This is a genomic window from Aerococcus sp. UMB7834 (assembly GCF_030215145.1).
GTDB lineage: Bacteria > Bacillota > Bacilli > Lactobacillales > Aerococcaceae > Aerococcus.
The window spans coordinates 144,729-170,626 of the sequence record NZ_JASOLI010000007.1 but is presented as its reverse complement, the minus strand read 5'-3'; the positions used below and the strand labels follow the sequence as shown (position 1 = coordinate 170,626).

Below are 25,898 nucleotides of genomic sequence, written 5' to 3'. Positions count from 1 at the left end.
TCTTTGACCTTAACATTTACTGGAACTTCATCCGTAGAACCGTCTGGGTAGGTTACAACAACAGTAGCTGGCTTGTCGCCTGGTGTCTTGGTATCGACTGGTTCCTTGTAGGCTACCTTGGTACCTTGTGGAAGGTCTTTCAAGTTCGCGATAGAATCTTCGGCCTTTGGTGTTTCCCCTACTTTGACTGTTTGGTCCTTAGCTTGTGGATTGTTCTTTTCTGCGTCGGTTAAGTCTTTGACCTTAACATTTACTGGAACTTCATCCGTAGAACCGTCTGGGTAGGTTACAACAACAGTAGCTGGCTTGTCACCTGGTGTCTTGGTGTCAACTGGTTCCTTGTAGGCTACCTTAGTCCCTTGTGGAAGGTCTTTCAAGTTCGCGATGGAATCTTCGGCCTTAGGTGTTTCGCCAACTTTGACGGTTTGATCCTTAGCTTGTGGATTATTCTTTTCTGCGTCAGTTAAGTCTTTGACTTGTACCTTAGCAGGAACTTCATCCGTAGAACCATCTGGGTAGGTTACAACAACAGTAGCTGGCTTGTCGCCTGGTGTCTTGGTGTCAACTGGTTCCTTGTAAGCTACCTTGGTACCTTGTGGAAGGTCTTTCAAGTTCGCGATGGAATCTTCGGCCTTTGGTGTTTCGCCAACTTTGACGGTTTGATCCTTAGCTTGTGGATTGTTCTTTTCTGCATCAGTTAAGTCTTTGACTTGTACTTTAGCAGGAACTTCTTCACTTGAACCGTCTGGGTAGGTTACAACAACTGTGGCTGGTTTTTCACCTGGTGTCTTAGTATCGACTGGCTCTTTATAAGCTACCTTAGTCCCTTGTGGAAGGTCTTTCAGGTTCGCAATTGATTCTTCTGCCTTAGGTGTTTCACCGACTTTGACGGTTTGGTCCTTAGCTTGAGGCGTATTCTTCTCTGCATCGGTCTTCTTAGTAGCGTTAGCTACAATAACCTCATCTTTGGTGATTGGGGTATTAGCTGCAACAGACCAGGTGATTGGTTCTTTGTAGTCGTTAGCCTTGGCTGGGTCGATGGTGGCAGCTGGGTACTTGTCGGCTGGAATGCCCTTGCCATCTCTGACATGGAGAACTTTTTCTGGAACTTGGGTGCCTTCGCCAGCCTTGAGGGTTACCTTGTGATAGCCTTGTGGCACTTCTGCGTTTGGATCGGTTGGTTCAATCACATCAGCGCGTTGGCCTACGTTGAAGGTAGCTTCTGCTTGGTCAGTGGTCTTGTCGCCGTAAGTGACAACAACAGGAACTTTAACCGCCTTGCCTTCGTCAGCAGCTGCAGGCGTGTAAGTCACAACCCCTGTCTTAGGATCGATCTTAGCGCCCTTAGGAGCACCCTTGCCTAAAGCGAAAGTTACGCCGGCTGGTGTGTCTACTGCTTTATTGGCGCTATCTTTAAATGTTGGTGCTTTCGAAGCAGCTTCTTGACCAACATTGGCTTCAGTTGGCGCATAGCTTGGTTCTAAGGCATCCTTATCTTGTTGTTTAACCGTGATTGGGGCCTTGGATTCCGCCTTGAGTTCGCCATTCTTACCTGGAACAGTGACTTCAACCTTCTTACCGTCATGGTCTTTCTTGGTTAAAGGTGTTTCTGGGGTGTAGTTTGGTACGTCTTTGAGGCCAAGTTTAATGCCGTACTTGCCGAATTCTTCTGGGCCAACAACTTTTTCCACGCCATTAGCATCGGTTAATTTCACTTGGGTGCCGGCTGGGTCGAGCTTGTTGTCGCCTTCCTTGCCTTCAGTGTAGGCCTTCTTGGTTGGGTCTTGGACGATTTCAACCTTGGCGATTCCAACATTGGCTTCGTTGAAGGCTTTATCTTCGTAAACCGAGTGGTATTCGCGGGTGTCGCCTTTAAGCCCTTGTTCGATTGGGGTATCCTTGGCTAATTCATTGTCAAAGATTGGTTCCCATGATGACCATTTCTTAGCTGGGTTGTCTGCAACTGGGTTAGTCGGTACAACTTGATCGAATTTCTCTTGGATAGCTGGGTCATTGAACTTGGTGCCCTTGAGAACGTCGAAGGCTTTCACCTTAGCGTTGTCCGCAAATTTACCAGTCACTGAACCGTCCTTAGTATCCGCATTGAATTTCAGACGCACATAGCCTTCTGGAACTGGGGCGTTTGGATCAGTCACGTCCTTGATCTTGTCTTGGGCAGCTACATGGATTGGTGCAGTAGTATTATCCTTTGAGCCATCCTTGTAGGTAACAACGACTGGAACATCAACTGTCTTATCAGCGTCGCCGGCCTTAGGTGTGTATTTCACAACCCCTGTGTCAGGATCAATTGTTGCACCTGCTGGAGCGTTTTCGCCTAGAGCAAATTTAGCCCCGGCTGGTTTGGCGGTGTCCTTACCCGCCTTGTCGGTGAATTTAGGTGTTGAAGATGCTTCTTCGCCGACTTTGCCTGGGACTTCGGTGTAGACTGGGTCAACTAAGTCTTTTTCTTCAACTTTGTCGTACTCAGCTACGAAAGTCACAGGTTTACCAGCTTCAAGCGGTGTAGTGTAGTCTGCTAAATCTTTAGCGTAAACTTTAGTATTTTCGTTGTTTGAATTTTCCTTCCAACCCTTGAATGGTTTAGCTGGATCATTTGGCGTCACATTTGGAACGACTAATGGCGCAGCAGAACCCTTAGAGTCTGCAATAGCTTCTTGGATGGTCTTGCCTTCCAAGATGTCATAGTAAACTTCTTGGTTATTGCCATCGAATTTACCACCATTACCTGGCAAGAAGCTGACACGAACGTAGCCTCTCTTCACTTCGTCATCTTTGTTTACTTTCTTAACTGGTGGACGAGCCATGAAGGAATCCGCATAAAGGGCTTCGGTCAACTTATTGGCCTGGTTGTTAGAAGCGAAAATAGCTGATGTATAGATCACATCATCTTCTAAATCATTTGGCACGGTAATTGGAATTGAACCGTATTCACCCTTCTCATCAGTAGTGAATTCTGTTGCAGTTCCGACTGGCTTACCGTTTCTAAACCATCTTTGCTTGTAAGGTTGGCTTGGGTGAAGTCCCTTAGTGGATGATTGAGCAGTGTCACCAGGACGAGCAAATTTCGCATTAGTATCGTAATTTGTTACATCATGAACTGGTTGAGCAGCCAACAGGGCAAATTGAATCCCGCTAATATCAGTCCCCGCATTTAATTGACCCCCGATAGAGTATGATGTTTGGAACATATTGTCTTCATACATCTTCATCCAGGTGTCGCGGTTACCGGATAATGGGTAAACATAAGAGTAGTCGTAGTTGATATGGCGTGCCTTCAAGTTCACGATACCATCCCATGGCCGTGAATCTTTATGGGTCACTTCTTCATCTTTGACAACTGTTCCATATTCCTCATCGCTTACTCTATTGGCAACAGCAGCGATAGGATTTTGACGGTCTCTTGAAACGCCGTAAAGACCCTTGAATGGAATACGGAAGTTCCCGTCTTTATCAACCTTACCAACAACCGTTTCAGCAATGGCTGACCCCTTGCCATATTGTTGTTCGTATTCAGCAATGATTTGTTGTTGGGCTGCCTTGAATTGGTCATGGGTATAACCCTTGTTGGCTGTCTTCCAAGCATCGAATTGGCGGGCAACATGGTCGTTGACATAAGAGCCAACCACTTCCATACCAGTAGCCCAGATGTCTCCGTTACCAGGTTGGCCGAGGTATTCGTTGGTTACCCCCACCGTTTGTTTCGTTAACTTCATACCAAACCTTACCGCGCATTACCCCATAGTTACCGTCTTCTGGCCAGTAACCTTCAGGGGTATTGGCTCTTACCCATTGGGCTTCAGGTTTAGCTAACCAACCTTCAACGTTTGGTTTTCTTTGGTATTGGATAACCCCGTTAACAATCCGGTTGATACCAGCAGTGAAGTCCCAGTTTTCTTGGGTCCGGTCCAAACGAGTTTGGAAACGTGCCCCGTACATATCCCCGGACTTAACTACAGAATAACCTTCCATAGGTGACGCCCAAGTTCTTACCCCGAAGTTCGCATCGCCAGCTAATTTATACTGGGTCACCGAACCATCGGCTAAGATAACTGGACGGGATAAGTCAAAGATAAAGGATCCATCTGGTTTAACTACTGTATAGAAGATAGGGGAAACAACGCCCTTACCATCTTTCCATTGAAGATAAACTGTTTGGCCAGCAGCAGGTACATCGCCCTTATCTTTATCACCAAATGCCGGTTCATTTTCGATCCAGGCTTGACCACGGTAAATTTGGGTAGCTTCTGGATTTTGACCAGTGGCATCAATGGCGTCCGCTTCACTGGTTCCACCACCTGTAATGAGTTCAGTCCCGTTTGCAGCTTCGGCAGGGACATTGTCTGGAGTGTTGATTGGCAAGGTTAAAATATCATAACTCTTATCAGGATAAGTTACTTTCACATGAGCTTCCTTATCCCCTTTTTGAGGTTTTTTAACCCATTCATAAGTGGTTCCTTTAGGCAAGCTTGCCTTGTTAGAAACAGCTTCTTCAGGCTTCTTCTCTTCAATAGCACCAGCTTTTAGGCTAAAAGTTAAATCAGCTGTTGGAGCCGGTTCATTGGTATCTTTGGCTTTTTTATCTTCAGCAGCGAAGAATTTCAATTCGCCAGCTTTTTCGTTTTCGTCTGCGGCATAGTGACCAGCACGAGCTTCAACTTTCTTATCAGCCTTAGTTTCTTTCTCAGCTTTCTTCTCTTCAGCTTTTTCAGCTTTTGGCGCTTCTTCAGCCTTCTTATCAGCTTCTGCTGGTTTTTCAGCTGGGGCTTCTTCGGCCTTCTTCTCAGCTTCAGCAACAGGAGCTGCTGGCTCTGCTGGCGTTTCGGCTACAGGAGCGGCAGTTGTTTCAGCTGGTGCTTCAACTGCTGCTGCTTTTTCAGCTTCGAGGGCTGCGGCTGCAGCGGCAGCTCGGCGCGCTTTTTCCTCTTCTGTTTCTTCCGGTTGTGTGAGGGCACTTGTATTGCCAGTTTCTGCTGCGGCTACTTCAACCACGGCAGCATCACTGGTAAACAGCAAACCAGCTGCGACCGCAACCGAGGCCACCCCGACACTGAGTCGTTTGATGGAATAGCGGTAGAACTTGTCTGCCTGCTTTTCCTTTTTGACCTGATAGTTATTCTTACCTACCATATGTCTCCTCCTTATAAAATAAACACAATGCAATAATGAAATATTTGTTTAAATGGATTATATAGTTCTTAATAAATGAATAAAAATAGCACAAACTTATTTCATGAAATCTATTTCTTGATACATGGACCAAAGGTTGATTATACAGGCTTTCATATCGGTTACAGAAATTGGCTTTTATAATGAATTAATATAAGACCAGTTTTTGTCCTTAATCAGAACACTATTGTACTTTTGTTTGTCATTTATTGCCTTCCTGATTCAATCTTTGAATCACCATTGATCAATAAGCCTTGTCTATCAAGGTTTTCGCTTTCCATCACTGGGGTTCTCTATTAAACAATCGAACATTATTGTGTTTCATTATCACCGGAAGCTATAATAGGCAATATCCGATTAAACCTTCCTCTTCTTCCTAAGCCCAACTAGCACTAGCCCCGATTCGGAATTATCGCTTGCCTTAATGCCGGTGGTCCAAGGGAAACTGCATCTTCTTCCGCGTTAATGCAGTTTCTCTAGCCATTACTCCCTTTTTTTCTAACTTTTAGAATTTTTCATGATTCAAAAACTAAATCCTCACTATTTCACCTGAGAAAGCGACAGATTTTCGTGCTTATGTCGTTATCTTTCTTCCCACTTACCGACAGAGCCCCTACCCTTATGTCAGTTTCTCCTTAAGATACGGACAAAACACTATTTCGCTTGTCCGCACCACTACTCCTCTAGCTATCAGAGTCTCAACAATTGACCAATAAGCTACAAGACGGCCCCAGCCGTCTTGCTCCTCTTAATACACAAGGAAGGGAGGCACGCGCCTCCCCTCAACCCTATCAAAACAAAAAAGCACCCCGCTCCGTGCGAGGTGCTCAATCTGAAGGCTAGTCAGCAATCCCCATTGCGATTAGTCTTCTTTTTTCTTTTTGCCGAGGGCGAGTAAGCTGCCGACTCCGACGAGGGCGAGGGATAGGCCGCTCGTTAAACCTGCGATAGCGCCGGTTTGTGGGAGTTTGCTTTGGGCTTTGGCTGGAGCTTGTTGAGCTTTGCCTTGTTCCTTAGCGGCTGGCTTGAGTGCGACTTGACCTGGTTTAGCTGGGGTCTTGTCTTCTGTCTTACCAGGTTTTTCGACAGGGTCTTGAGCAGGAACTTGCTCGTCCTCGGTTTCATCTTTGCCTTCTGGTTGAGGTTCAGGCGTTGGTCTTGGCGTAGGTGTCACGCCGCCGCCCTTGCCTTCAACCGTCACAGTGACGGTGACGCTTTCGCTTGAACCATCTGGGTAGGTCACGATGATTGATTTCTCAACCTTATCCCCTGGCTTAGCGTCAGCTGGAACTTCGACGATAACAGCGCCAGTTTCAGGGTCAACAGTGATGCCGGTTTCGTCTTGGCCTGGCTTGAACTTGGTGCCGGCTGGTGGGTTCACGACTTTGCCTTCTTCATCCTTGAAAATTGGTTCGCCGACTTCTACCTTGGTGCCTGGTTGACCGGTACCTGGTTTGTATTCAGGCTCGTAGATGTCCTTGTCTTGCTTGGTCGCTGGGGTGTGTCCAGTAACCGTGGTTTCGACAGGGTCGCCGGTCCGAGTTTCTGTTGAGCCATCTGGATTGGTGTAGTCCTTAGATGGGATCACAGAAATCTTGTCGCCGCTGCCTTGGCGAGGAACTTCAATCGTGAAGTCGCCGTTCTCGTCAGAAGTGCCGGTGCCGATGGTCTTGCCGTCCTTGTCTTTGACTTCAACAGTTGAATTAGGAACGGTGGTCTTACCAGTCACAGTGGTCTTGTCTGAACCAGGCTCGTTCTTGGCCCCTGGGTTAGTGATTTGTGGGGTTTCCTTAACGATGGTTTCAGCGCCACCACGCGGATTGCCTTGGTCATCCTTGACAGGTGTGAAGTTGCCCTGGTCATCCTTCTTGCCAGGTATGACAGTCACCTTGTCGCCAGAATTTTGCTTAGGTACGTCGATCTTAACATTACCCTTGTCATCGGAAGTGCCGGTGCCGATGGTATTTCCATCTTTATCCTTAACTTCGACTTCGGTGTTTGGCGTGGTCTTGCCAGTGACGGTAGTGGTGTCTTGGCCTGGGGTATTTTCCGCACCAGGTTCGGTCACACGTGGGAAGCTGTTTTCATCTTTACCGTCCGTCCCACGGTCTTTTTCTTCCTGGTCGGTCCAGCCGTCGTTGTCATCGTCCTTGTCACCTTGGTCGATGCCTGGGACAGTTGGGTTGTTTGGATCTTCAGGCATGCCGGTATCCTTGTCAGGTTGGCCGTCCTTGTCGGTGTCGCGGTAAACAGTGATGGTCGATTCAGCCTTGACTGGGTTACCATCTGCATCGTTGACAGGCTTGCCGTCTTTATCTAGGACAGCAACTTCAACCGTAATGGTCCGGGTTTCTTCCTCTGGAGCCCAGTCGGTGATTTCAGGACGACCGGTCACTTGGCCGGATTCTGGGTCAACGGTCAGACCTGGATAAGTGTCTTGGCCATCGATGGTCACTTTGACGCTGCCGCCTTCTGGAACATTGTCCGCTTGAGGGGTCACTGGGGTAATGTCCTTACCTTCCAGGGCGTTTTGTGATTTTGGTGTGACTTCCACGCCGACAACGACTGGAGCATCTTCACTAACAGTGGTTTCGACAGGGTCACCGGTCCGAGTTTCCACGCTACCATCTGGATTGGTGTAGTCCTTAGATGGGATGATCGAAATCTTGTCGCCGCTGCCTTGGCGAGGAACTTCAATCGTGAAGTCGCCGTTTTCATCAGAAGTGCCGGTGCCGATGGTCTTGCCGTCCTTGTCTTTGACTTCAACAGTTGAATTAGGAACGGTGGTCTTACCAGTCACAGTGGTCTTGTCTGAACCAGGCTCGTTCTTGGCCCCTGGGTTAGTGATTTGTGGGGTTTCCTTAACGATGGTTTCAGCGCCACCACGCGGATTACCTTGGTCGTCCTTGGCAGGTGTAAAGTTGCCTTGGTCATCCTTCTTGCCAGGTATGACAGTCACCTTGTCGCCAGGATTTTGCTTAGGCACATCGATCTTAACATCTCCGTTTTCGTCCGAAGTGCCGGTGCCGATAGTTTTGCCGTCTTTATCTTTGACTTCCACATCGGTGTTTGGCGTGGTCTTGCCAGTGACGGTAGTGGTGTCTTGGCCTGGGGTATTTTCCGCACCAGGTTCGGTCACACGTGGGAAGCTGTTTTCATCTTTACCGTCCGTCCCACGGTCTTTTTCTTCCTGGTCGGTCCAGCCGTCGTTGTCATCGTCCTTGTCACCTTGGTCGATGCCTGGGACGCTTGGATTGTTTGGATCTTGAGGCATGCCCGTATCCTTGTCAGGTTGGCCGTCCTTGTCGGTGTCGCGGTAAACAGTAATAGTTGATTCAGCTTTCACTGGGTTGCCATCTGCGTCACGTACTGGTTGACCATCCTTGTCTTGGACTTCGGCGGTTACCGTAATGGTCCGGGTTTCTTCCTCAGGCGTCCAGTCAGTAATTTCCGGTTGGCCGGTCACTTGGCCGGTTTCTGGATCAACCGTCAGACCTGGATAGTTGTCTTGGCCATCGATGGTCACTTTGACGCTGCCGCCTTCTGGCAAGTTCTTAGCATCTGGCGTCACTGGGGTAATGTCCTTACCTTCCAGGGCGTTTTGTGATTTAGGGGTCACTTCTACGCTGGATTCCGCTGGTGTTTCAGCCGGATTTGGATTCGTTACGGTCACTTTGACGGTTCGTTGGATAGCCTCGTCAGTTGGTTGACCCTGATCATCTTTTTGTCCAGTACCAGTCGAAGTAATTTCAACAGGGATTTCCACAACTTTTTCGGTCTCACCTGGTTGGAAGTCCACGCTCGGTGTGCCGACCAAGTTGCCGTTTTCGTCGACGGATAGGCCGTCCACTGGAGCTGGTGTGGTCACCTTGGCACCTGGTTTGTTTGGTGTGACAACCTTGGTGTCAGCTGGGACTTCTTGGCCGTTAGTGGCTGTGACGTCAGTCGTTTGCGCATCGAGGCCGTCCCATACTTTAGACGCGTCATCGTCGGTGTCTGGGATGCCGTCATTGTCGTCATCTTCGTCGGTCTTATCGGCTTGGCCGTCGCCGTCAGTGTCGCGAAGCACCGTTACATTGATTGGCTCAGTCGCTTCATTGCCTGATGGATCGACTGCCTTGACGGTCGCTGGGAAGTCGCGCGACTCATCTTGGTCGTCTGCCCATTGAACCGTACCCGCTGGAACCGTTCCTTCGATCTGTTTGGTCTCAGGGTTGTAAGTCAAGCCCTCAGGTAGGCCGTCAACTGTCACAGTCGCTTCCGGATCATCGGTCTCTACAGAAACCGGGTCGATTGGCTGACCTTCTGTCGCTTGGATGTCCTTGGCAGAGACGGTGATGGATGGAGCGGTGGTGTCGGCTGGTGTCACAGGCGTCGCAGTCGCCACAAAGTCCTTAGGCGCTGAGATCACTTGACTTGGGTCTTCATTCCATTGAGGATTTTCATAATTTTCCTTAGCTGTTAAGCTTGGAATTTCTTCAGCAGAAAGGCTGGCTTGGTCTTTGACATCATAAGCTTTCTTGCCAAAGTCAGTGACGCCCTCACCTGGTGTTAGGGTGACACGGTGGTAACCTTCCGGAGTTGCTTCATCTTCCTTGCCAGTCCGGTCGATCACATCTGGTGCTGACACCTTAACTGGAGCTGTCACTTGGTCTTGGGACCCATCTTCATAAGTGACAGTAACTGGCACTTCAATCGTTTCCCCAGGTTGCTTAGAAGTTTCTGAAGCTGGAATGGTGATAGCACCGGTATTTGGATCGATGGATGCACCACGGGTTGGTGTAGTGATGGTGAAAGCTGGTTTGGCAGGGTCTTTGGAAAGTGGGACATTGTTGAAGTCAACGTCTGTTTCCTTACCTTCCAGATCAACTTGTTTAAAGTTTGGTTGTTGACCAGTGAAATCCTTACCAAATTCTGCTTCTTCTGATGCGTAGTTTGGTTGATACTTCTCTTGATCTTGACGATCATCTTTAATGGTAATTTCTGCATCTGCTGGTAGGCGTAAACCATTGTCAAAGGCAACTGATACTGGAACAACAATCTTTTGGCCAGGTTTAAGCTTAGCTGTTTCTGATGCTGGAACAGTAACTACACCTGTGTTTGGATCAACTGAAACTTGAATATCTTGTCCATCAACATTAACTGTTTCAAGAGGTTTATATTCTACTTGCACTTGGTCATTTTCATCAGTTGTAACAACACGCTCTACGTATTCATACTTAGGCGCATTTTGCCCTTGATATTTTGGTTCGTATTCTTTACCATCTTTATCCACAAATTTTGGCGTATCAGTTTTTGCTTCTTCGCCAGCTTTTGTTTCAATTGGATGATATTTGACGCCTGGTGTTGCAATAAAGGAGTCAGCAGCCAGTGCTTCACCTAGGTCATCAGCGTTACTATTGCCATAGAATACAGCAGATGAATAGTTGGCAGGAACTGCTAAGTCAGCAGGAACCGTCATAGGTACTGAACCAATGCGTCCAACTTCATTACTATTTACTTCAACTGCTTCACCAATTGCTTTACCATCTTTAAACCATCTTACCTTGTATTGTTGGTTTGGAAGTAAACCTGCAGTTTCATTTTGAACTTCTTGGCCTGGTCGAGCAAAATTGCTTTGGCTATCAAACTCTTTAATATCATGGAGAGGTTGTGCAGCTAGTGCCGCAAAATTTACATTAGAAATATTATCTGCTGCAAGGTTATTTACCCCAACAGGTAAAGTACTATTATTGGTTAGGGCTTCAAACATATTATTCTGTGATGTATTACCCCAAATAGCATAATTATCAATCAATGGAGCAACATACATATAATCTGTGTTAATGTGACGATGTTTTTGCCCAACAGTACCATTCCACTGCATTAAGCTGCTATGGTTAACATCTTCATCACGCACAAGTTGACCATACTCTTCATCCGTAATCGTATGCGACACACTGGCACCAGAGTTTTGTCTGTAAGGACTAATCCCATATAGACCTCTGAATGGTAAGTAGTAGTCGCCATTGCTGTCTACTTTACCAACAACTGTTTCTGCAATATGAGAACCCTTACCATTTTCCGCTTCATATTCACGAATAATAGTTTCCTGAGCTTTTCTCAAGTCTTTAACGCCATGGTTAGGATTCGCTTCTTTCCATGCATCAAAACGACGTGCAATCTCATCGTTCACATAAGAAGCCACAACTTGTGTCCCGGTTGCATTAACGTCCCAGGAGTCCTTCTTCCAACCTTCAGCGATTGACCCCATAGGATCCCCGTTTTCATACCAGACTTTACCTCTTACGGTACCATAATTACCAACATCTGGCCAGATACCGTCTTCATTTGGTGATGTTGTCCATTGATCTTTTGGTTTAACCAACCAATCGTTCATTAAGATTTTTTCTTGAAGGGCAACTTGACCATCGACAATACGGTTAATCCCCGCTGTAAAGTCCCAGGATTCATTCACACGGTTCAAACGTTTATGGAACCCATATTTGTGGTCACCAGGTTTAATAACATTATATTTTTCGGGATCAGGGTTCTGTGCCCAAGTTCGAATAGCGAAATCACCATTACCAGCTAATTGGAAGTGGTGAATGTTACCAAATTGATCAACTTCTGGTTTTTCAAAGTTAAAAGTAAAAGTACCATCTGGCCGTGAAGTTGTCTTATAGACATTAGAAACATAACCATCGGAGTCTACCCATTGTAGGAAGACATTGACGCCACCAATTGTTTCCTTACTTGGATTATTTAATTTATTGTAACGGTAAACATAGGCAGTCCCGGAGTAGGATCGTTTATCCCCTTTTTGACCAGGTGAGTAAATAGCGTTCGCTTCTACTTCTTGTAGGTCAACTGAACGGGTTGAAACATCTGCTTTCTTATTTCCGTTAGATTCTTTAGATGGCTTAGCGTCAGCTGTTTCAACTTCAGGCTGATCTTCAGTAGGAGCCGCGTAAGCTGTCACTTTGCCAGCATGATCTGATTTAGAGTCTTTCTCCACAGTATTTTCTGAAACAGGATTTACTGTTTCGGCTTCTTTATCTGCTGGTGCTTCTGTTAAAGCTTTTTCTTCTACAGGCGCTTCTTCTGTTACTGGAGCTGCTTCAGGAGCAGGTGTTTCTTCGATGGCAGATGTTTCTTCAGACGCAGGGGCTTCATCCGCCACTGGAGTTTCTTCACTCACTGGAACTTCTTCCTCTGCAGGTGCATCTTCTCCAGCAACCGGAGTAACTTCTTCACTTGCATTAGTATCTTCTGCGGCCGCTGCTTCAACAACAACAGCATCCCCTGCAAATAATAGTCCGGCTGCTACCGCTACAGAAGCTACGCCAACACTTAAGCGCTTAATTGAGTAGCGATAAAATTTATTACTTTGCTTCTCCTTTTTCACTTGGTAGTTATTTTTTCCAACCATAGCTTTCCTCCTATTTTTAGTCAAAGCATATAATATCTTGCAATAAAGTTTTTGCTAGAAATAAATAATTGCCACTAGCGAGAGATTGCGTCACTTTAGTTATGAACTCTTAAGGAATATCTATAAAAAACCTTAAATACAAATAGGCTAGAAATAGCATCAGACCCATTCTTCTACATGAATATTAGCTCAATCGTCAGATCTTTCGGCAAACAGACTAATTATTATTTCTAACGCCACTTCACCAAATGTAATCCTTTTGACAAAACTATCGTACAAAAAAAAAAAAAAAAAGGCAATAAAAAACAAGTTTTTTATTGCCAATAGCTAATCATCAAATGCTCAAAAAGGCATAAAATGATGTAAAAAGAGTTAAAAATAGGCTTTTATGCCTATTTTCTCGGTTTTCTCATTATATTTTAACTAAATAATAATACATATTTTGTACATAAAATTCCCTTTAAACTAGTCTGGATCCATCTAGTCGAATACATTATTATCCTAAAAATATATTTTTTCTCCATAGGCATTCATATATTTATAAGTAGGATCAAATCAATTTATTTATGATAATAATAGTTTAAATCTAATCAAATAAAAAACGGTAAAGCAAAATAACTTTACCGCTAGATCTACCGACGCAATGTTAGGAATTAAACAAAACTATTCGTGAGTTTTTGGAGAGTCGGTAGAAGATGTGGCATACGAAAGACCACTGTTAAATTAAATCATACATTTCCCTCTTTGTAAAGCTTTTACCTATCTTTAATATACAAAATTACATGATATTCATTTAACATTCAAAGCACAATTCCAAAAGCTCAATGTCTTAATAAGGCGAAAAAAATACCCCCAGGAGCCACAACTCCCGGGGGTATTGTGTTAGTTATGAACGCCATCATCGCGTTCCACACATTTATTATAACACATAAACTCAAAAGAGGAAGCCATCAAGCTCCTCTTTTTTAATATTAATGTCATTCAGCTTGATGAACAGGAGTTGAGCCTTGGAATTGGGTATCAGCATGGTGTGAGAAAATTTAGGACTTGTTCGCTAGCAATTTGCTTTTGACGGCTCTCTCTGCAAATAGAACATAACAATTTGCATACAGGAGCTCTGAACGCAAATAAGGAGTGGCTATTTGCATGCAGGAAGCTCAAAAGCTAATAGAAGGCAGCAAATTGCACATAGGAACTTTGAACGCAAATTGAAGCCGGCAATTTACTGAAAGTAGTCCACAGCCTACGAATCCAACCCTAATTGAACCTCTAAATATTCAAGGCCCAAACTCAAAACGAAACGGATGCTCATCAGCATCACTCTAATCAAAAGCACAATAAAAACCAGGCACAAATACCTGGTCTTTATCTGAGCAGCAAGCCCATCCATTAGCATTGAGATAGCTAACTCAAATTCAATTGTCATGTGATTTAAATTCATGAGCGAAACGGATGCTCCCTAGCACCATTTACTCATCTTATCTCAGTCAGGCTGAGGCTAGCAAGCCACACTCAGAGGATCCGTTTGTGTGTTGGTTGCTGACAATCCACACTCGGAGTTTCCGCTTGTGGATTAGCTACTAACAAGCCACACTTGGGCTTTCTGTTTGTGTGTCGGCTGCTATCAACCCACACTTGAAGGGTCTGTTTGAGGGTTAGGGAACTGTTCGAACTTAACCGCGCACCCTCACACCCTGTCTAGTCGGGTTCGCAAAGGCAGAAAGGGAGTGACTTCAGCAAAAGGAAACGATCGGCTGAGAGCCGCTCTTATTCCTTTTGCCTCCAGTCATCCCTTTCTAAGCGCCAGCCTTCACACCCTGTCTAGTCGGGTTCGACTTGGCAGGCTTGGCGTGATTTCACAAGTCAGAAACGAGCGAATGCTTCGCTCTTATTCTGACTTGCTCCAATCATCCAAGCCTAAACGCCAAGTCTCACACCCTTTCTTAAAACCGATATTTCAATTCCGGTAGCCCATCATCCTCCGGCATCCGCTCTTTCAATTCATCCAGCACCTGGTCAAATTCGGTGTTGATCTCCTGGCGCGGTGACTCTTCCACCTCGCGGACAAATTTCAGCTTGCGGATCTTTTGGATGGTGTCGTCAATCGATTCGATTGGGCTGTAGACGACAGCGTACTTGAGCTTATAGGAAATATAATAGACATAGCCATATTTCTGTAAGGGGCGGGTGTGCTTGGTGGAATGGAGCCAGACAATGAGTCCCGCCCGGTCTTGCCGTTGTTCATATTCTGCCATTGGCGTCACCTCCCTGCTGACTCGTCTAGGCTTTTTCAATTTCGATCAATAGGTCGTTGGAGTCTACCTGGTCGCCTGCTTGGACGTGGATGGCTTTGATTACCCCGTCGATTGGTGCCTTAACGGTGGTTTCCATCTTCATGGCTTCGGTGACTAGGATGGTTTGACCGACCTTGACGCTGTCCCCTTTTTCGCAGGAAACCTTGACAATGGTCCCTGGCATGGTCGCACCGATGTGGCCGCGGTTGGATGGGTCGGCTTTTGGACGGAGGGCTACGGTGGACTTGATGGTGGTGTCCTTGACCGTGATTTCCCGGCGTTGGCCGTTGAGGTCGAAGTAGACGATGCGCTCACCTAGGTGGTTAGGAGCGCCGACTTGGATGAGCTTAATCCGTAAGACCTTACCCTTTTGGATCTCAACCGAGACGGTTTCACCGGGCTGCATGCCGCGGAAGAAGGTTGGGGTATCAATGTTAGATAGGTCGGAGTAGTTGTCTAGCTTCTTGCAGTAGTCGACGAAGACTTTTGGATACATGAGATAGGCCAGTAAATCTTGGTTCGTGATCTCAATGTCCACTTGTTCGGCTAATTCTTCCCGCACAGCGTCGAAGTTCACAGGGTCTAAGAGGGCACCGGGCCGTTCAGTCGTTGCTGGGGCGCCCTTGAGGATGATGTCTTGGACATCTTTAGGGAAGCCGCCCACGGGTTGGCCCAGGTCACCTTGGAAGAACTTGATGACGGAGTCTGGGAAGTCCAGGCTCTTGCCGCGTTCGAAGAAGTCGTCGATGGAGAGCTTGTTTTGGACCATGAAGAGGGCCATGTCGCCCACCACCTTGGAAGATGGGGTCACTTTGACAATGTCGCCGAAGAGCATGTTGACATCGTGGTACATGACCTTGATTTCTTCCCAGCGGTCTTCCAGGCCGACCCCGATGGCTTGTTGCTGGAGGTTGGTGTATTGGCCACCTGGCATCTCGGTCTTGTAGATCTCGGTTTCTGGCACCTTGAGCCCGGAAGCAAAATTATTGTAGTAGGCCCGGACGCCTGACCAGTAGTGGTTCATCTTCTGGGCATTGCCCACGTTGAGTTCTGGACGGCGGTCGTCGTGTTCTAGGGCATAGTAGAGGGTGGTCATACTTGGCTGGCTGGTGGTGGAGGAGAAGGCGGAAGTGGCCACGTCCACAATGTCGACACCCGCACGTGCCGCTTCAGCATAGGTGATAATCCCATTGCCTGCGGTGTCGTGGGTGTGGAGGTGGATAGGCACGTCCACTGCTGCCTTGAGTTCAGAGATCAGAGCATAAGCGGCTTGGGGTTTCAGGAGCCCAGCCATGTCCTTGATGGCGATGATATCGGCCCCCGCGCTCACCAAGTCCTTAGCGAAGTTGACATAGTAGTCGGTCGAGTACTTCTGCCGGTCGGGGTTGAGGACGTCGCCGGTGTAGCACATGGCCGCTTCGGCGATCTTACCCGTGTCCTTGACGAACTGGAGGGGTTTTTCGATCTGTTTGATCCAGTTCAAGCTGTCGAAGATCCGGAAAACGTCGATGCCAGATTCCGCCGACTGCTTGATAAAGGCTTCCAGCACATTGTCCGGATAGGCCGTGTAACCCACCGCATTGGACCCTCTAAAGAGCATCTGCAGGAGGGTATTTGGCATGGCGGCCCGGAATTTCTCCAAGCGTTCCCAAGGGTCTTCGGTTAAGAAGCGGTAGGCCGTATCGAAGGTGGCTCCGCCCCAGACTTCCATGGAGAAGAAGTTTGGATTGGCTGCTTCCATGGCTTGGGCTGCCTTGACCATGTCGCGGGTCCGCATCCGGGTCGCAATCAGCGACTGGTGGGCATCCCGCATGGTGGTGTCGGTTAAGAGGAGTTCTTTCTTCTCCGTCACGAAATCTTGGACGGCCTTGACCCCGTCCTTATCTAAGATCTGCTTGGCAGTTAGGCCATGGCTGTCGACTGCTTCCAAGCTATTTGGCACCTGGGCCTTGGTGTAGTGGGGTTTTTCCCCACGTTTGAGGCCGGGGAAGCCGTTGATAGTTGTTTCTGCGATATAGCGGAGGATCTTGTTCCCTCTATCCCGGTTCTTTTCTTTAGGGAATTCGAAGAGGGATGGGGTGTTGTCGATGAAGAGGGTCGTCGCTTGGCCAGTCTGGAATTCCTCGTGGCGGACCACGTTCAAGAGGAAGGGAATGTTGTTCTTGACACCGCGGATCCGGTACTCACGCAGGGCCCGGGTCATTTTAGCCACGGTTTCTTCGAAGGTCATAGCATGGGCGATCAGCTTGGTCACCATGGAATCATAGTAAGGTGAGACTTCCGCATTCTGGTAGCCGTTCCCCGCATCCAGACGCAGGCCGAAACCACCTGGTGAACGATAGGTATTAATCTTACCCGTATCTGGGAAGAAGTTGTTGGCTGGGTCTTCGGTCGTGATCCGGCACTGGATGGCATAACCCATCAGCGGCAGGTCTTCTTGCTTAGGCAGGCCAATCGCTTCAAAAGATTCCCCGTCCGCAATCCGGATCTGGGCCTTGACAATATCGACCCCAGTGATCTCTTCGGAAATGGTGTGTTCCACTTGGACCCGAGGATTGACTTCGATGAAGTAGAAGTCGTGGCCATCTAATAGGAATTCTACCGTCCCAGCATTCTGATAGCCGACATGGGACATGAGGCGGACCGCTTCATCGCAGACCTCGTGGCGGACTTCCATGGGCAGACCCACTGTTGGCGCCACTTCAACCACTTTTTGGTGGCGGCGTTGGACGGAGCAGTCACGTTCCCAGAGGTGCATAACATGGCCGTGCTGGTCGCCTAGGATTTGTACTTCGATGTGTTTAGGATTGGCAATGTATTTCTCGGCATACATGACGCCCGAGCCAAACGCCTTGAGCGCTTCGTTGGAGGCTGTTTCGAATTGTTCTTCCAGTTCATCTTCTGAGCGAACCACCCGCATGCCGCGGCCCCCGCCCCCATTGGCTGCCTTGACCATGATCGGATAGCCCGCTTCCTTGGCGAAAGCACGGACTTCTTCGACAGATTCCACTGGACCTGGTGTCCCTGGAATTTCGCGGATACCGGCATCACGGGCGGCAATTTTTGCCTTAACCTTGTCCCCAAACATATCCAGGGTTTCGACTTTCGGTCCGATGAAGATAATGCCTTCTTCCTGGCAGCGGCGGGCAAAGTCCACATTCTCAGACAGGAAGCCGTAGCCAGGGTGGATGGCGTCGGCGCCGGTGTCTTTGGCGATGCGGATAATGTCTTCGATGTCGAGATAGGCTTCAACTGGTTTCTTGCCTTCCCCAACCAGGTAGGATTCGTCCGCCTTGAAGCGGTGGACCGAATTCTCATCTTCCTTGGCAAAGATAGCGACCGTCTCGATGCCTAATTCAAAACAGGCCCGGAAGACACGGATAGCGATTTCGCCACGGTTGGCGACTAGGACTTTTTTAATCATAATTACACTCCCCTTTGATGACATGCAGTGGCTACTTGGATGGTTGACGTTTTTTGAGCTGGCCGAACTGATCGGCTCTTACGGCTGAGAGGGCCAGGCCCACCATGATGGCCGAGGTGAGGATGGAGGACCCGCCGTATGAGATGAAGGGGAAGGTAATCCCCGTGATCGGCAGGAGCCCCGTCACCCCGCCCAGGTTGATCACAGCCTGGATCAGGAAATAAGAGGCCAGCCCAATTAAGAGCATTTGGATATAGACGCTTCGGGCTTTCTGGGCCCGGAAGTAGAGGTAGAGGGTGAGGTAGAAGTAGAGGCCCAGGATAAAGATTAGGCCAACTAGCCCCAACTCCTCGCCCACGATGGCCATGATGAAGTCGTTGTGGGCTTCAGGCAGGTAGCCCAACTTCTGGACCGAATTCCCCAGGCCTCGGCCGAAGAGACCGCCCCCCTTGAGGGCATAGTAGGAATTGACCAATTGGTGGCCGATTCCCTGAGCCTCGGGGAAGGGATTCACGAAGCTGAGCAGGCGCTGGACTTGGTAGTTATCCGAGGACCAGCCCAGATGGTTGGCCAGGCGAGCGCCTAAAACCAAGACGGCATAGCCTGCGACCGCCAGACCGCTCAGCACTTTGACGACCTTAGACGATATCCCCGATCCCAGCACCATGAGACTGGCAATAACAAGCAGCAGGCCGAAGCCCCCGATATCAGGCAGGAGGACGGCAATGCCCAGCCAGAGCAGGATGGCGCCAGGTACTAAGGGATGGCGGCCGAGGACTCGGAAGAAACCCTTCCAGCCCGGGTTCTGGCCGAAGTCTTTTTGGTAGCGGCTGAAATAGTCCGCTAAGAGTAGGATCAAGACCGGCTTGGCGAATTCAATCGGTTGGATGGAGATCACATAGAGGTCGATCCAACCCTTGGCCCCGTTGATCTCTTCTCCAAAGAAGAGCACGAAGACCAAGGCCAGGCTGATGACCGCAATGGCCAGCTTCTTGAAAGCTTGGCTGCGAAAAACCGTCACCCGGAGCCGGTAGATCAGCATGGCGACGACGAAACCGACGCCCATGAAGACCAGCTGGCGGACCACATAGTAGGAGACATCATTGCCCTCCGAGATGGCCCGGTAGGATGAAGCCGTAAAGACCATGATCAAGCCGATAATCGAGAGCACCATATAGGGCAGGAAGATCGATAGATTCATCTCCCGGTAGGCCCTCCTCAGCGCCGAAGCGAGCTTTTGCGTCTTAGACTTAGGAGTCTTTTCTGTTGGCACGGTGGTCCCCCTCTACATGGTAGAACTGCCCCTCTTCGAAGATCTCCGTATAAACCTGGTTCAGGGTATTCTCCAATTCTTGAATAATTTGATGGCCCTTATCTTTCGAAAGTGCACCACTCGCAATCGCATAGGCGACTTGCTTGGAGAAGCCATACATCTGAGTATCCACAATCTCCTCAAAGGCCGGACACTGGGCAAAACATAAGTGTTCCTTTTGACTGAGGATTAAGTGGGAGATGCGTTGGGCTTCATGAAGCAAGATCTCTTCCGCTTGCTTCCGATCGATATCCATTCGCTATCCCCTCCTTCTTTATATTAAGCATATACACATGAAATTATACCATAACTTGATGAGAAGCTTGTTAGTTTTCAGGATTTTATTCGCTTGAGAATAAATGTGACTATCTATTAAGCCAGGATTTGGCTGCTGTGAGCGAGATAAGAACATATCCGGATCGTTTTGGCGCTTGCGAAAGGAGTTACCGACATATCTCAAACGTTTTGGCGCTTGCGAAACGACTTACCGACATATCTCGGACGTTTTGGCGCTTGCGAACTGACTTACCGACATATCTCGGACGTTTTGGCGCTTACGAAACGACTTACTGACATATCTCGGACGTTTTGGCGCTTGCGAAACGACTTACCGACATATCTCGGACGTTTTGGCGCTTGCGAAACGACTTACCGACATATCTCGAGGGTTTTGGCGCTTGCGAACTGAGTTACCGACATATCTCGGACGTTTTGGCGCTTACGGAACGAGATACCGACATATCTCGGACGTATTGGCGCTTACGGAACGACTTACCGACATATCTCAAACGTTTTGGCGCTTACGAAAGGAGATACCGACAAAAGAGCCAGTGATTGTCCGTTATGGGCACCAGGATTGCCGTATCTTGGAGAAATTGCATCTTCTCGCACGACAATGCAGTTTCTCGGCGACTTACTGCATCTTCCTTCGAGACAATGCAGTTTCTAATCCCAGAATTCAGTCCCCCTCTAGTCCCAGAAGCACTAGCCGTCTTGATCCTTCTAAAATTCAAAGATCGAATTCAACAGCGCAGCGCATGCTCACCAGCACAATTCCCAAATAAAAAGCAGGAAGTAGAGCTCATCCCTCCACTTCCTACCGGTTCTTGCTTAATTTTCTGCTTTTTTCTTACGTTTGTTGTAGCGGGCGCGTTCGCTCTTGTTAAGGATGCGTTTGCGGACGCGGACAGTTTCTGGGGTCACTTCACAGAGTTCGTCATCATCCATGAATTCCAGGGATTGTTCCAGGTTCAGGACGCGCGGTTCCTTGATGGTCGCGGTTTGGTCCTTGGTGGCTGAACGCACGTTGGTCAGGTTCTTGGCCCGGACGATGTTGACGTCGATGTCTTCTTCCCGGGCATTTTCCCCGACAACCATGCCTTCATAAACTTCAGTCCCTGGGTGGACAAAAATGGTCCCGCGGTCTTCCACGTTCATGATGCCGTAAGTGGTGGCTTTGCCGGTTTCCGTAGAGACCAGAGAGCCATTGCGGCGGCCGCCGATTTCGGTATTAATCAGGGGTTGGTAGGAATCGAAGCTATGGTTCATGATCCCGTAACCGTGTGTCATGGTCACGAATTGGGTACCGTAGCCGATCATCCCCCGGGCAGGCACCAAGTAGTTCAAGCGCACCGTCCCGCGACCTTCATTCACCATATCTAACATTTGCCCCTTACGTTGGTTCAAGGAATCAATCACGCTCCCTTGGTATTCTTCAGGGGTGTCGATTTGTACCGATTCAAAAGGCTCTTGCTTGATGCCGTCGATCTCACGGATAATGACTTCTGGCCGTGACACTTGGAGTTCGAAACCTTCCCGGCGCATGTTTTCAATCAAGATGGACAGGTGGAGTTCCCCCCGGCCAGAAACGATCCATTGGTCAGGCTCAGGCGTATCTTCCACGCGCAGAGACACGTCGGTATGGAGCTCATACTTCAAGCGTTCTTCGATCTGACGGGCGGTCACAAATTTCCCTTCCCGACCCGCAAAAGGCGAGTTGTTGGTCATGAAGGTCATTTGTAGAGTAGGCTCATCGATCCGTAGTGGCGGGAAGGCTTCCTGTACCTCAGTATCCGTCACGGTTTCACCCACATAGATATCTTCCATCCCGGATACCGCAATCAAGTCGCCCGCTTCGGCATGGTCAATCTCTACCCGGTCTAAACCAAGGAAGCCTAACAATTTCGTGACCCGGAAGTTCTTCTTGGTCCCGTCCAACTTGTTCAAGGTCACTTGGTCGCCCACACTGATGGAGCCGCGGAAGATCCGGCCAATCCCGATACGGCCTACATAGTCGTTATAGTCCAGCATGCAGACTTGGAATTGCAGGGGTTCATCCTTGTTATCTTCAGGGGCTGGCACGTTTTCGATGATGGCGTCAAAGATTGGTGCCATGGTCTTTTCTTGCTTGGCAGGGTCTGCCGAATAGCTGGACGTTCCGTTCATAGCTGAAGCGTAAACCACTGGGAATTCGATTTGGTCTTCATCCGCACCGAGCTCGATGAAGAGGTCAAGAACTTCATCCACCACTTCCATTGGCCGAGCAGCTGGCTTGTCGATCTTGTTCACCACCACAATTGGGGTCTTGCCCGCTTCGAAGGCTTTTTGGAGGACAAAACGAGTCTGTGGCATGGTCCCTTCATAGGCATCCACAACCAGAACAACCCCGTCAACCATGGTCATGATCCGTTCCACTTCACCCCCAAAGTCCGCGTGCCCTGGGGTGTCCATGATATTCACTCGGGTGCCCTTGTAGTTAACCGCAGTGTTCTTAGAGAGGATGGTAATCCCACGTTCCCGTTCCAGGTCATTGGAATCCATGGCCCGTTCATCTAAGTGGGCCCGCTCATCTAAGGTATCTGAATTTTCAAGTAGCTGGTTAACCAAGGTTGTTTTCCCGTGGTCAACGTGGGCTATAATGGCGACATTCCGAATATCTTCGCGTTTTGTCATTGATGTCTTAACTCCTTTTTCTTTTGCTTCTATTATTTAACTGGTCAAAAAATGTTTTATACTTTAATATTAGTGATTTAGGAAACTTTCTATGTAATCTACTCTTGAGCAGTAGTGGAGCGTTGAAATTGGTCGTTAGCCATGAAAAAGCAAGCGATGTGAATTAGGGATAGTAGGCGTTAGCCGTACTAGCCCTTTGAAGCTCGCTAGGTGAGGGACCCTGGCCTGAACCGGTGCCATGGCTTTTTAACGACCAAATTCAGAAGCGTAACGAATGCTCACTTGCACAATCATAATCACAAGTTCATAAAGCTCCAAAAAATCTGCTTTTTCATTTTATCACTATTACTAGGCCTTGCCTAGCGCTTATTGGGGATTTTTACATTTTATCCCAGGCGGCTTCAACAGCTAGGTACTTGATAAATTGTTGGTAGGCGCTGGGGTAACCGATCACACCGGAGCCCTTGTGGAGGAGGTCTAACTTGCTGCCATCGAACTGACTGAAACTAAGCCCTGCCTCGCGGGCAATAACAGACCCGGCGGCCACATCCCAGGGGGCTAGCTTAGGTGAGAAGTAGAGTAAAAGGTCCCCACGCAGAACATAGAGAACCTGCAAGCCGGCCGAGCCGTAGATCCTAAAGCCTAGCGCCTGGTCAATGAAGTCCTGGATGCGGTGGGTATTGTGGAGGGCGTAGCTGCCGTTGCCTGCAATCAGACCCTCGCGCAGGGGCTTGTCGTCAAAAGGCTTGTCAAAAGGCTGGCCATTCCAAGTCACCCCCTGCCCCTTCCAGGCAGACACATAGTCATCCGCCATCACATCGTAGATCACGCCAAACTGGCCTTCCCCATCCACATAACGCCCCAGCATAATGGCGAAGTGGCGGCCCTGGCCATAGAAATTCGCGGTCCCGTCGATGGGGTCAATAATCCACACGGTTCCCTCCAGGCTATCCGACTGCTGGCCCTCCCCCTCTTCGCCAATAATTCGATCATCTGGGAAGTGGGACTGGATCTGCTCGCGCAAGTAGCGCTCCGTCTCCTGGTCCAGGTTAGTCACAATATCCTGGTGGCTGGACTTCTCATTTACTGTCAGCGGCTGGTCCATCGCCTGGCGGATATGGTCAGCCGCCGCCATCACCCAACTGTGAACTAATTCTTCAATTGCTTGTCTATCCATTCAACTTCCTCCTTAAGGCATGGTCACGCGGCCAGACTCCACAGCCCTAGCCTTCTGCATGGTCCGATACACACTATAGGACGACACCTTCTCGAAGGCATTGCCCAGCTGCTTCTCCTCCATCTTCGACGGCACCACTTCCTTGAAAGCCCGGTAAGCCGCCAGCAAGTTTGTGCGGTCAACGCCTCCCTCATAGGCCAATTCCACCGCATGGAAAAATTCCACCACTGCCGTCATCTCCTCCTTCGACCAATTCATATCCAGTGGGTAAGCATAAGCCATCCCAATCGCCTCCTTCAGCGTTCACTTTGCTTCTATTATAGCAGAAAATAGACCCTGGTGGCAGCAAGCGGCTTAGTCTGGGAGGAGAAGAAGGTTTGGAACTTGGCTGGGGATAAAAATATAGTAGGCGCTAGCCGTACTAGCCCAAACCTGCTCCAAAAGTCAACCCTGACTCCACTTCACAAAATCTAGGCGAGCCTTTAGCAAGGCTCTTCTAGATTTTGCTCCAGTGGTTCAGGCTTAACCGACTTTTGTCGCACTCTAATTCTTTGAAGCTTGCTAGGTGAGAGACCTTGGCTCTCACCGCTTCCATGGCTCTTTAACGATCAAACTCAAAACGAAACGCATGCTGACAGTACAACCATAAGCCCCATTAAAAAAGAGCCCGAGATCAGGCTCTTTTTTGTGTATAGAATCAATTTTTTGTCTGCTTAATCGGATTAAGCGTGGATAGCTTGGCCTAAAAGACCTTCTGCGCAGTCCTTGATCGCTTCATTCAAGGTTGGGTGACCGTGAACCGTCAAGGCAATATCTTCAGCTGTCATGCCAGATTCAATGGCTAAGCCAATTTCAGCAGCTGCATCCGATGCGTTAGGTCCAACCACTTGGCCACCAACGATAATGTTGTTGTCCTTAGTAGCGACTAAGCGAACGAAACCATCTGCGTTAGCCATAGATACGGCACGTCCGTTCCCACCGAATGGGAATTTGAAGGAGTGGACTTCCAAGCCTTTTTCTTTAGCGTCAGCTTCGGTTAAGCCGTAGCTAGCTAATTCAGGGTCAGTGTAAGCAATTGAAGGCATTGACTTGTAGTCAACAATTGCATTTTCCCCTGCGATAGCTTCTGCAGCTACGATCCCTTCGTAAGAAGCTTTGTGAGCTAGAGCTAGGCCTGGCACGATGTCACCAATAGCGTAAATGTTCTTCACGCTTGTGCGGCCTTGTTCGTCAACCTTGACTAAGCCGCGGTCGTCCATTTCAACGCCTGCTGCTTGAAGACCGATTTCAGCCGTATTTGGGCGACGACCAACAGATACTAGAACTTTAGAAACGGTAATTTCTTTTTCTTTACCTTTTTCTTCGTATTTAACGGTAACAGAGTCGCCGTTGTCTGTTGCTTCTTTAGCCATGCCATTAGTAATAACGGTCATGCCTTTTTTCTTCATGTCTTTTTGAACCACTTTCACCATGTCTTTTTCAAAACCTGGTAAGAGTTGTGGAGATCCTTCAAGGATGGTGACTTCAGAACCGAGGTTAGCGTAGGCAGAACCTAATTCAGAACCTACCACGCCACCACCGATCACTAAGAGTTTTTCTGGAACTTCTTCGAAGGCTAAAGCGCCTGTTGAGTCAACGATGTTACCGCCAAACTTGAAGCCTGGGATTTCGATTGGTGTTGACCCAGTAGCAACGATCAAGTTGTTGTAAGTGTACAATTGATGTTCGTCGCCTTCACCGGTAACGGTTAATTCTTTATCGTTGTTGATGTAGGCATCGCCCCAGATCACATCGATCTTGTTCTTCTTGAAGAGGAAGCCAATCCCATCAGTCATTTTCTTAACGACTTGGTTGTCTTTCCAATCTTGGGTCTTGGTAAAGTCTAAGTTTGTTCCTTCAGTTGTCACACCGAAAACTTCTGCGCCTTCTAAGGCAGAATGGTAAGCGTGACCTGCTTGGATCAAGGCTTTAGAAGGGATACAGCCGACGTTCAAGCAAACCCCACCGAGGAATTCGCGTTCAATTACTGTAACCTTTTGGCCTTTTTGGGCAGCACGGATTGCTGCCACATAGCCACCAGGGCCTGAACCGATAACGACTGTATCTAATTCAATTGCCATTGCTCCTACTACCATATTTTA

11 protein-coding genes are annotated in these 25,898 nt (G+C 48.4%); all 11 read right to left on the bottom strand.

Going from position 1 to position 25,898, the window contains the following annotated elements:
* On the bottom strand, positions 1 to 3,734 hold a 3,734-nt coding region (locus QP339_RS07325; protein ID WP_284910989.1), incomplete at its 3' end, for a Rib/alpha-like domain-containing protein.
* Positions 3,676 to 5,148 (bottom strand): Rib/alpha-like domain-containing protein, encoded by a 1,473-nt coding sequence (locus tag QP339_RS07320; RefSeq protein WP_284910988.1) that lies wholly within the window; start codon positions 5,146 to 5,148, stop codon positions 3,676 to 3,678. The genes QP339_RS07320 and QP339_RS07325, both read right to left, overlap by 59 nt.
* Positions 5,149 to 6,049: 901 nt before the next feature.
* Positions 6,050 to 12,598: an Ig-like domain-containing protein gene (locus QP339_RS07315; protein ID WP_284910987.1), complete on the bottom strand. Its 6,549-nt coding sequence runs from the start codon at positions 12,596 to 12,598 to the stop codon at positions 6,050 to 6,052.
* Between the two features lie 1,943 nt (positions 12,599 to 14,541).
* Positions 14,542 to 14,853 carry a YlbG family protein gene (locus QP339_RS07310; RefSeq protein WP_070619257.1) on the bottom strand — a complete coding sequence of 104 codons (312 nt, stop codon included), beginning with the start codon at positions 14,851 to 14,853 and terminating at the stop codon, positions 14,542 to 14,544.
* 25 nt (positions 14,854 to 14,878) lie between these two features.
* Positions 14,879 to 18,313: a pyruvate carboxylase gene (locus QP339_RS07305; protein ID WP_284910992.1), complete on the bottom strand. Its 3,435-nt coding sequence runs from the start codon at positions 18,311 to 18,313 to the stop codon at positions 14,879 to 14,881.
* A 34-nt stretch (positions 18,314 to 18,347) separates the two neighbouring features.
* The gene (locus tag QP339_RS07300; protein ID WP_284910986.1) at positions 18,348 to 19,589 is read right to left on the bottom strand and encodes an FtsW/RodA/SpoVE family cell cycle protein; all 1,242 of its coding nucleotides are present in this window, start codon (positions 19,587 to 19,589) and stop codon (positions 18,348 to 18,350) included.
* Positions 19,567 to 19,884: a DUF1507 family protein gene (locus QP339_RS07295; RefSeq protein WP_284910985.1), complete on the bottom strand. Its 318-nt coding sequence runs from the start codon at positions 19,882 to 19,884 to the stop codon at positions 19,567 to 19,569. The genes QP339_RS07300 and QP339_RS07295 overlap by 23 nt, the downstream gene beginning before the upstream one ends.
* A gap of 854 nt (positions 19,885 to 20,738) precedes the next feature.
* Positions 20,739 to 22,580 (bottom strand): translational GTPase TypA, encoded by a 1,842-nt coding sequence (typA, locus tag QP339_RS07290; RefSeq protein WP_284910984.1) that lies wholly within the window; start codon positions 22,578 to 22,580, stop codon positions 20,739 to 20,741.
* Between the two features lie 379 nt (positions 22,581 to 22,959).
* Positions 22,960 to 23,757, bottom strand: a complete 798-nt coding sequence (locus QP339_RS07285; RefSeq protein ID WP_284910983.1) for an inositol monophosphatase family protein — start codon at positions 23,755 to 23,757, stop codon at positions 22,960 to 22,962.
* Between the two features lie 12 nt (positions 23,758 to 23,769).
* Entirely contained in the window at positions 23,770 to 24,039 is a 270-nt protein-coding gene (locus QP339_RS07280) for a UPF0223 family protein (RefSeq protein WP_284910982.1), read from the bottom strand.
* Between the two features lie 440 nt (positions 24,040 to 24,479).
* Positions 24,480 to 25,892 carry a dihydrolipoyl dehydrogenase gene (lpdA, locus tag QP339_RS07275; protein WP_284910981.1) on the bottom strand — a complete coding sequence of 471 codons (1,413 nt, stop codon included), beginning with the start codon at positions 25,890 to 25,892 and terminating at the stop codon, positions 24,480 to 24,482.
* Between the last annotated feature and the right edge of the window lie 6 nt (positions 25,893 to 25,898).

Excerpts from the sequence above, each read along its gene's own strand:
- QP339_RS07320 (WP_284910988.1), bottom strand. The coding sequence starts at position 5,148 with ATGGTAGGTAAGAATAACTATCAGGTCAAAAAGGAAAAGCAGGCAGAC.
- QP339_RS07315 (WP_284910987.1), bottom strand. The coding sequence starts at position 12,598 with ATGGTTGGAAAAAATAACTACCAAGTGAAAAAGGAGAAGCAAAGTAAT.
- QP339_RS07310 (WP_070619257.1), bottom strand. The coding sequence starts at position 14,853 with ATGGCAGAATATGAACAACGGCAAGACCGGGCGGGACTCATTGTCTGG.
- QP339_RS07295 (WP_284910985.1), bottom strand. The coding sequence starts at position 19,884 with ATGGATATCGATCGGAAGCAAGCGGAAGAGATCTTGCTTCATGAAGCC.
- typA (WP_284910984.1), bottom strand. The coding sequence starts at position 22,580 with ATGACAAAACGCGAAGATATTCGGAATGTCGCCATTATAGCCCACGTT.
- QP339_RS07285 (WP_284910983.1), bottom strand. The coding sequence starts at position 23,757 with ATGGATAGACAAGCAATTGAAGAATTAGTTCACAGTTGGGTGATGGCG.
- QP339_RS07280 (WP_284910982.1), bottom strand. The coding sequence starts at position 24,039 with ATGGCTTATGCTTACCCACTGGATATGAATTGGTCGAAGGAGGAGATG.
- lpdA (WP_284910981.1), bottom strand. The coding sequence starts at position 25,892 with ATGGTAGTAGGAGCAATGGCAATTGAATTAGATACAGTCGTTATCGGT.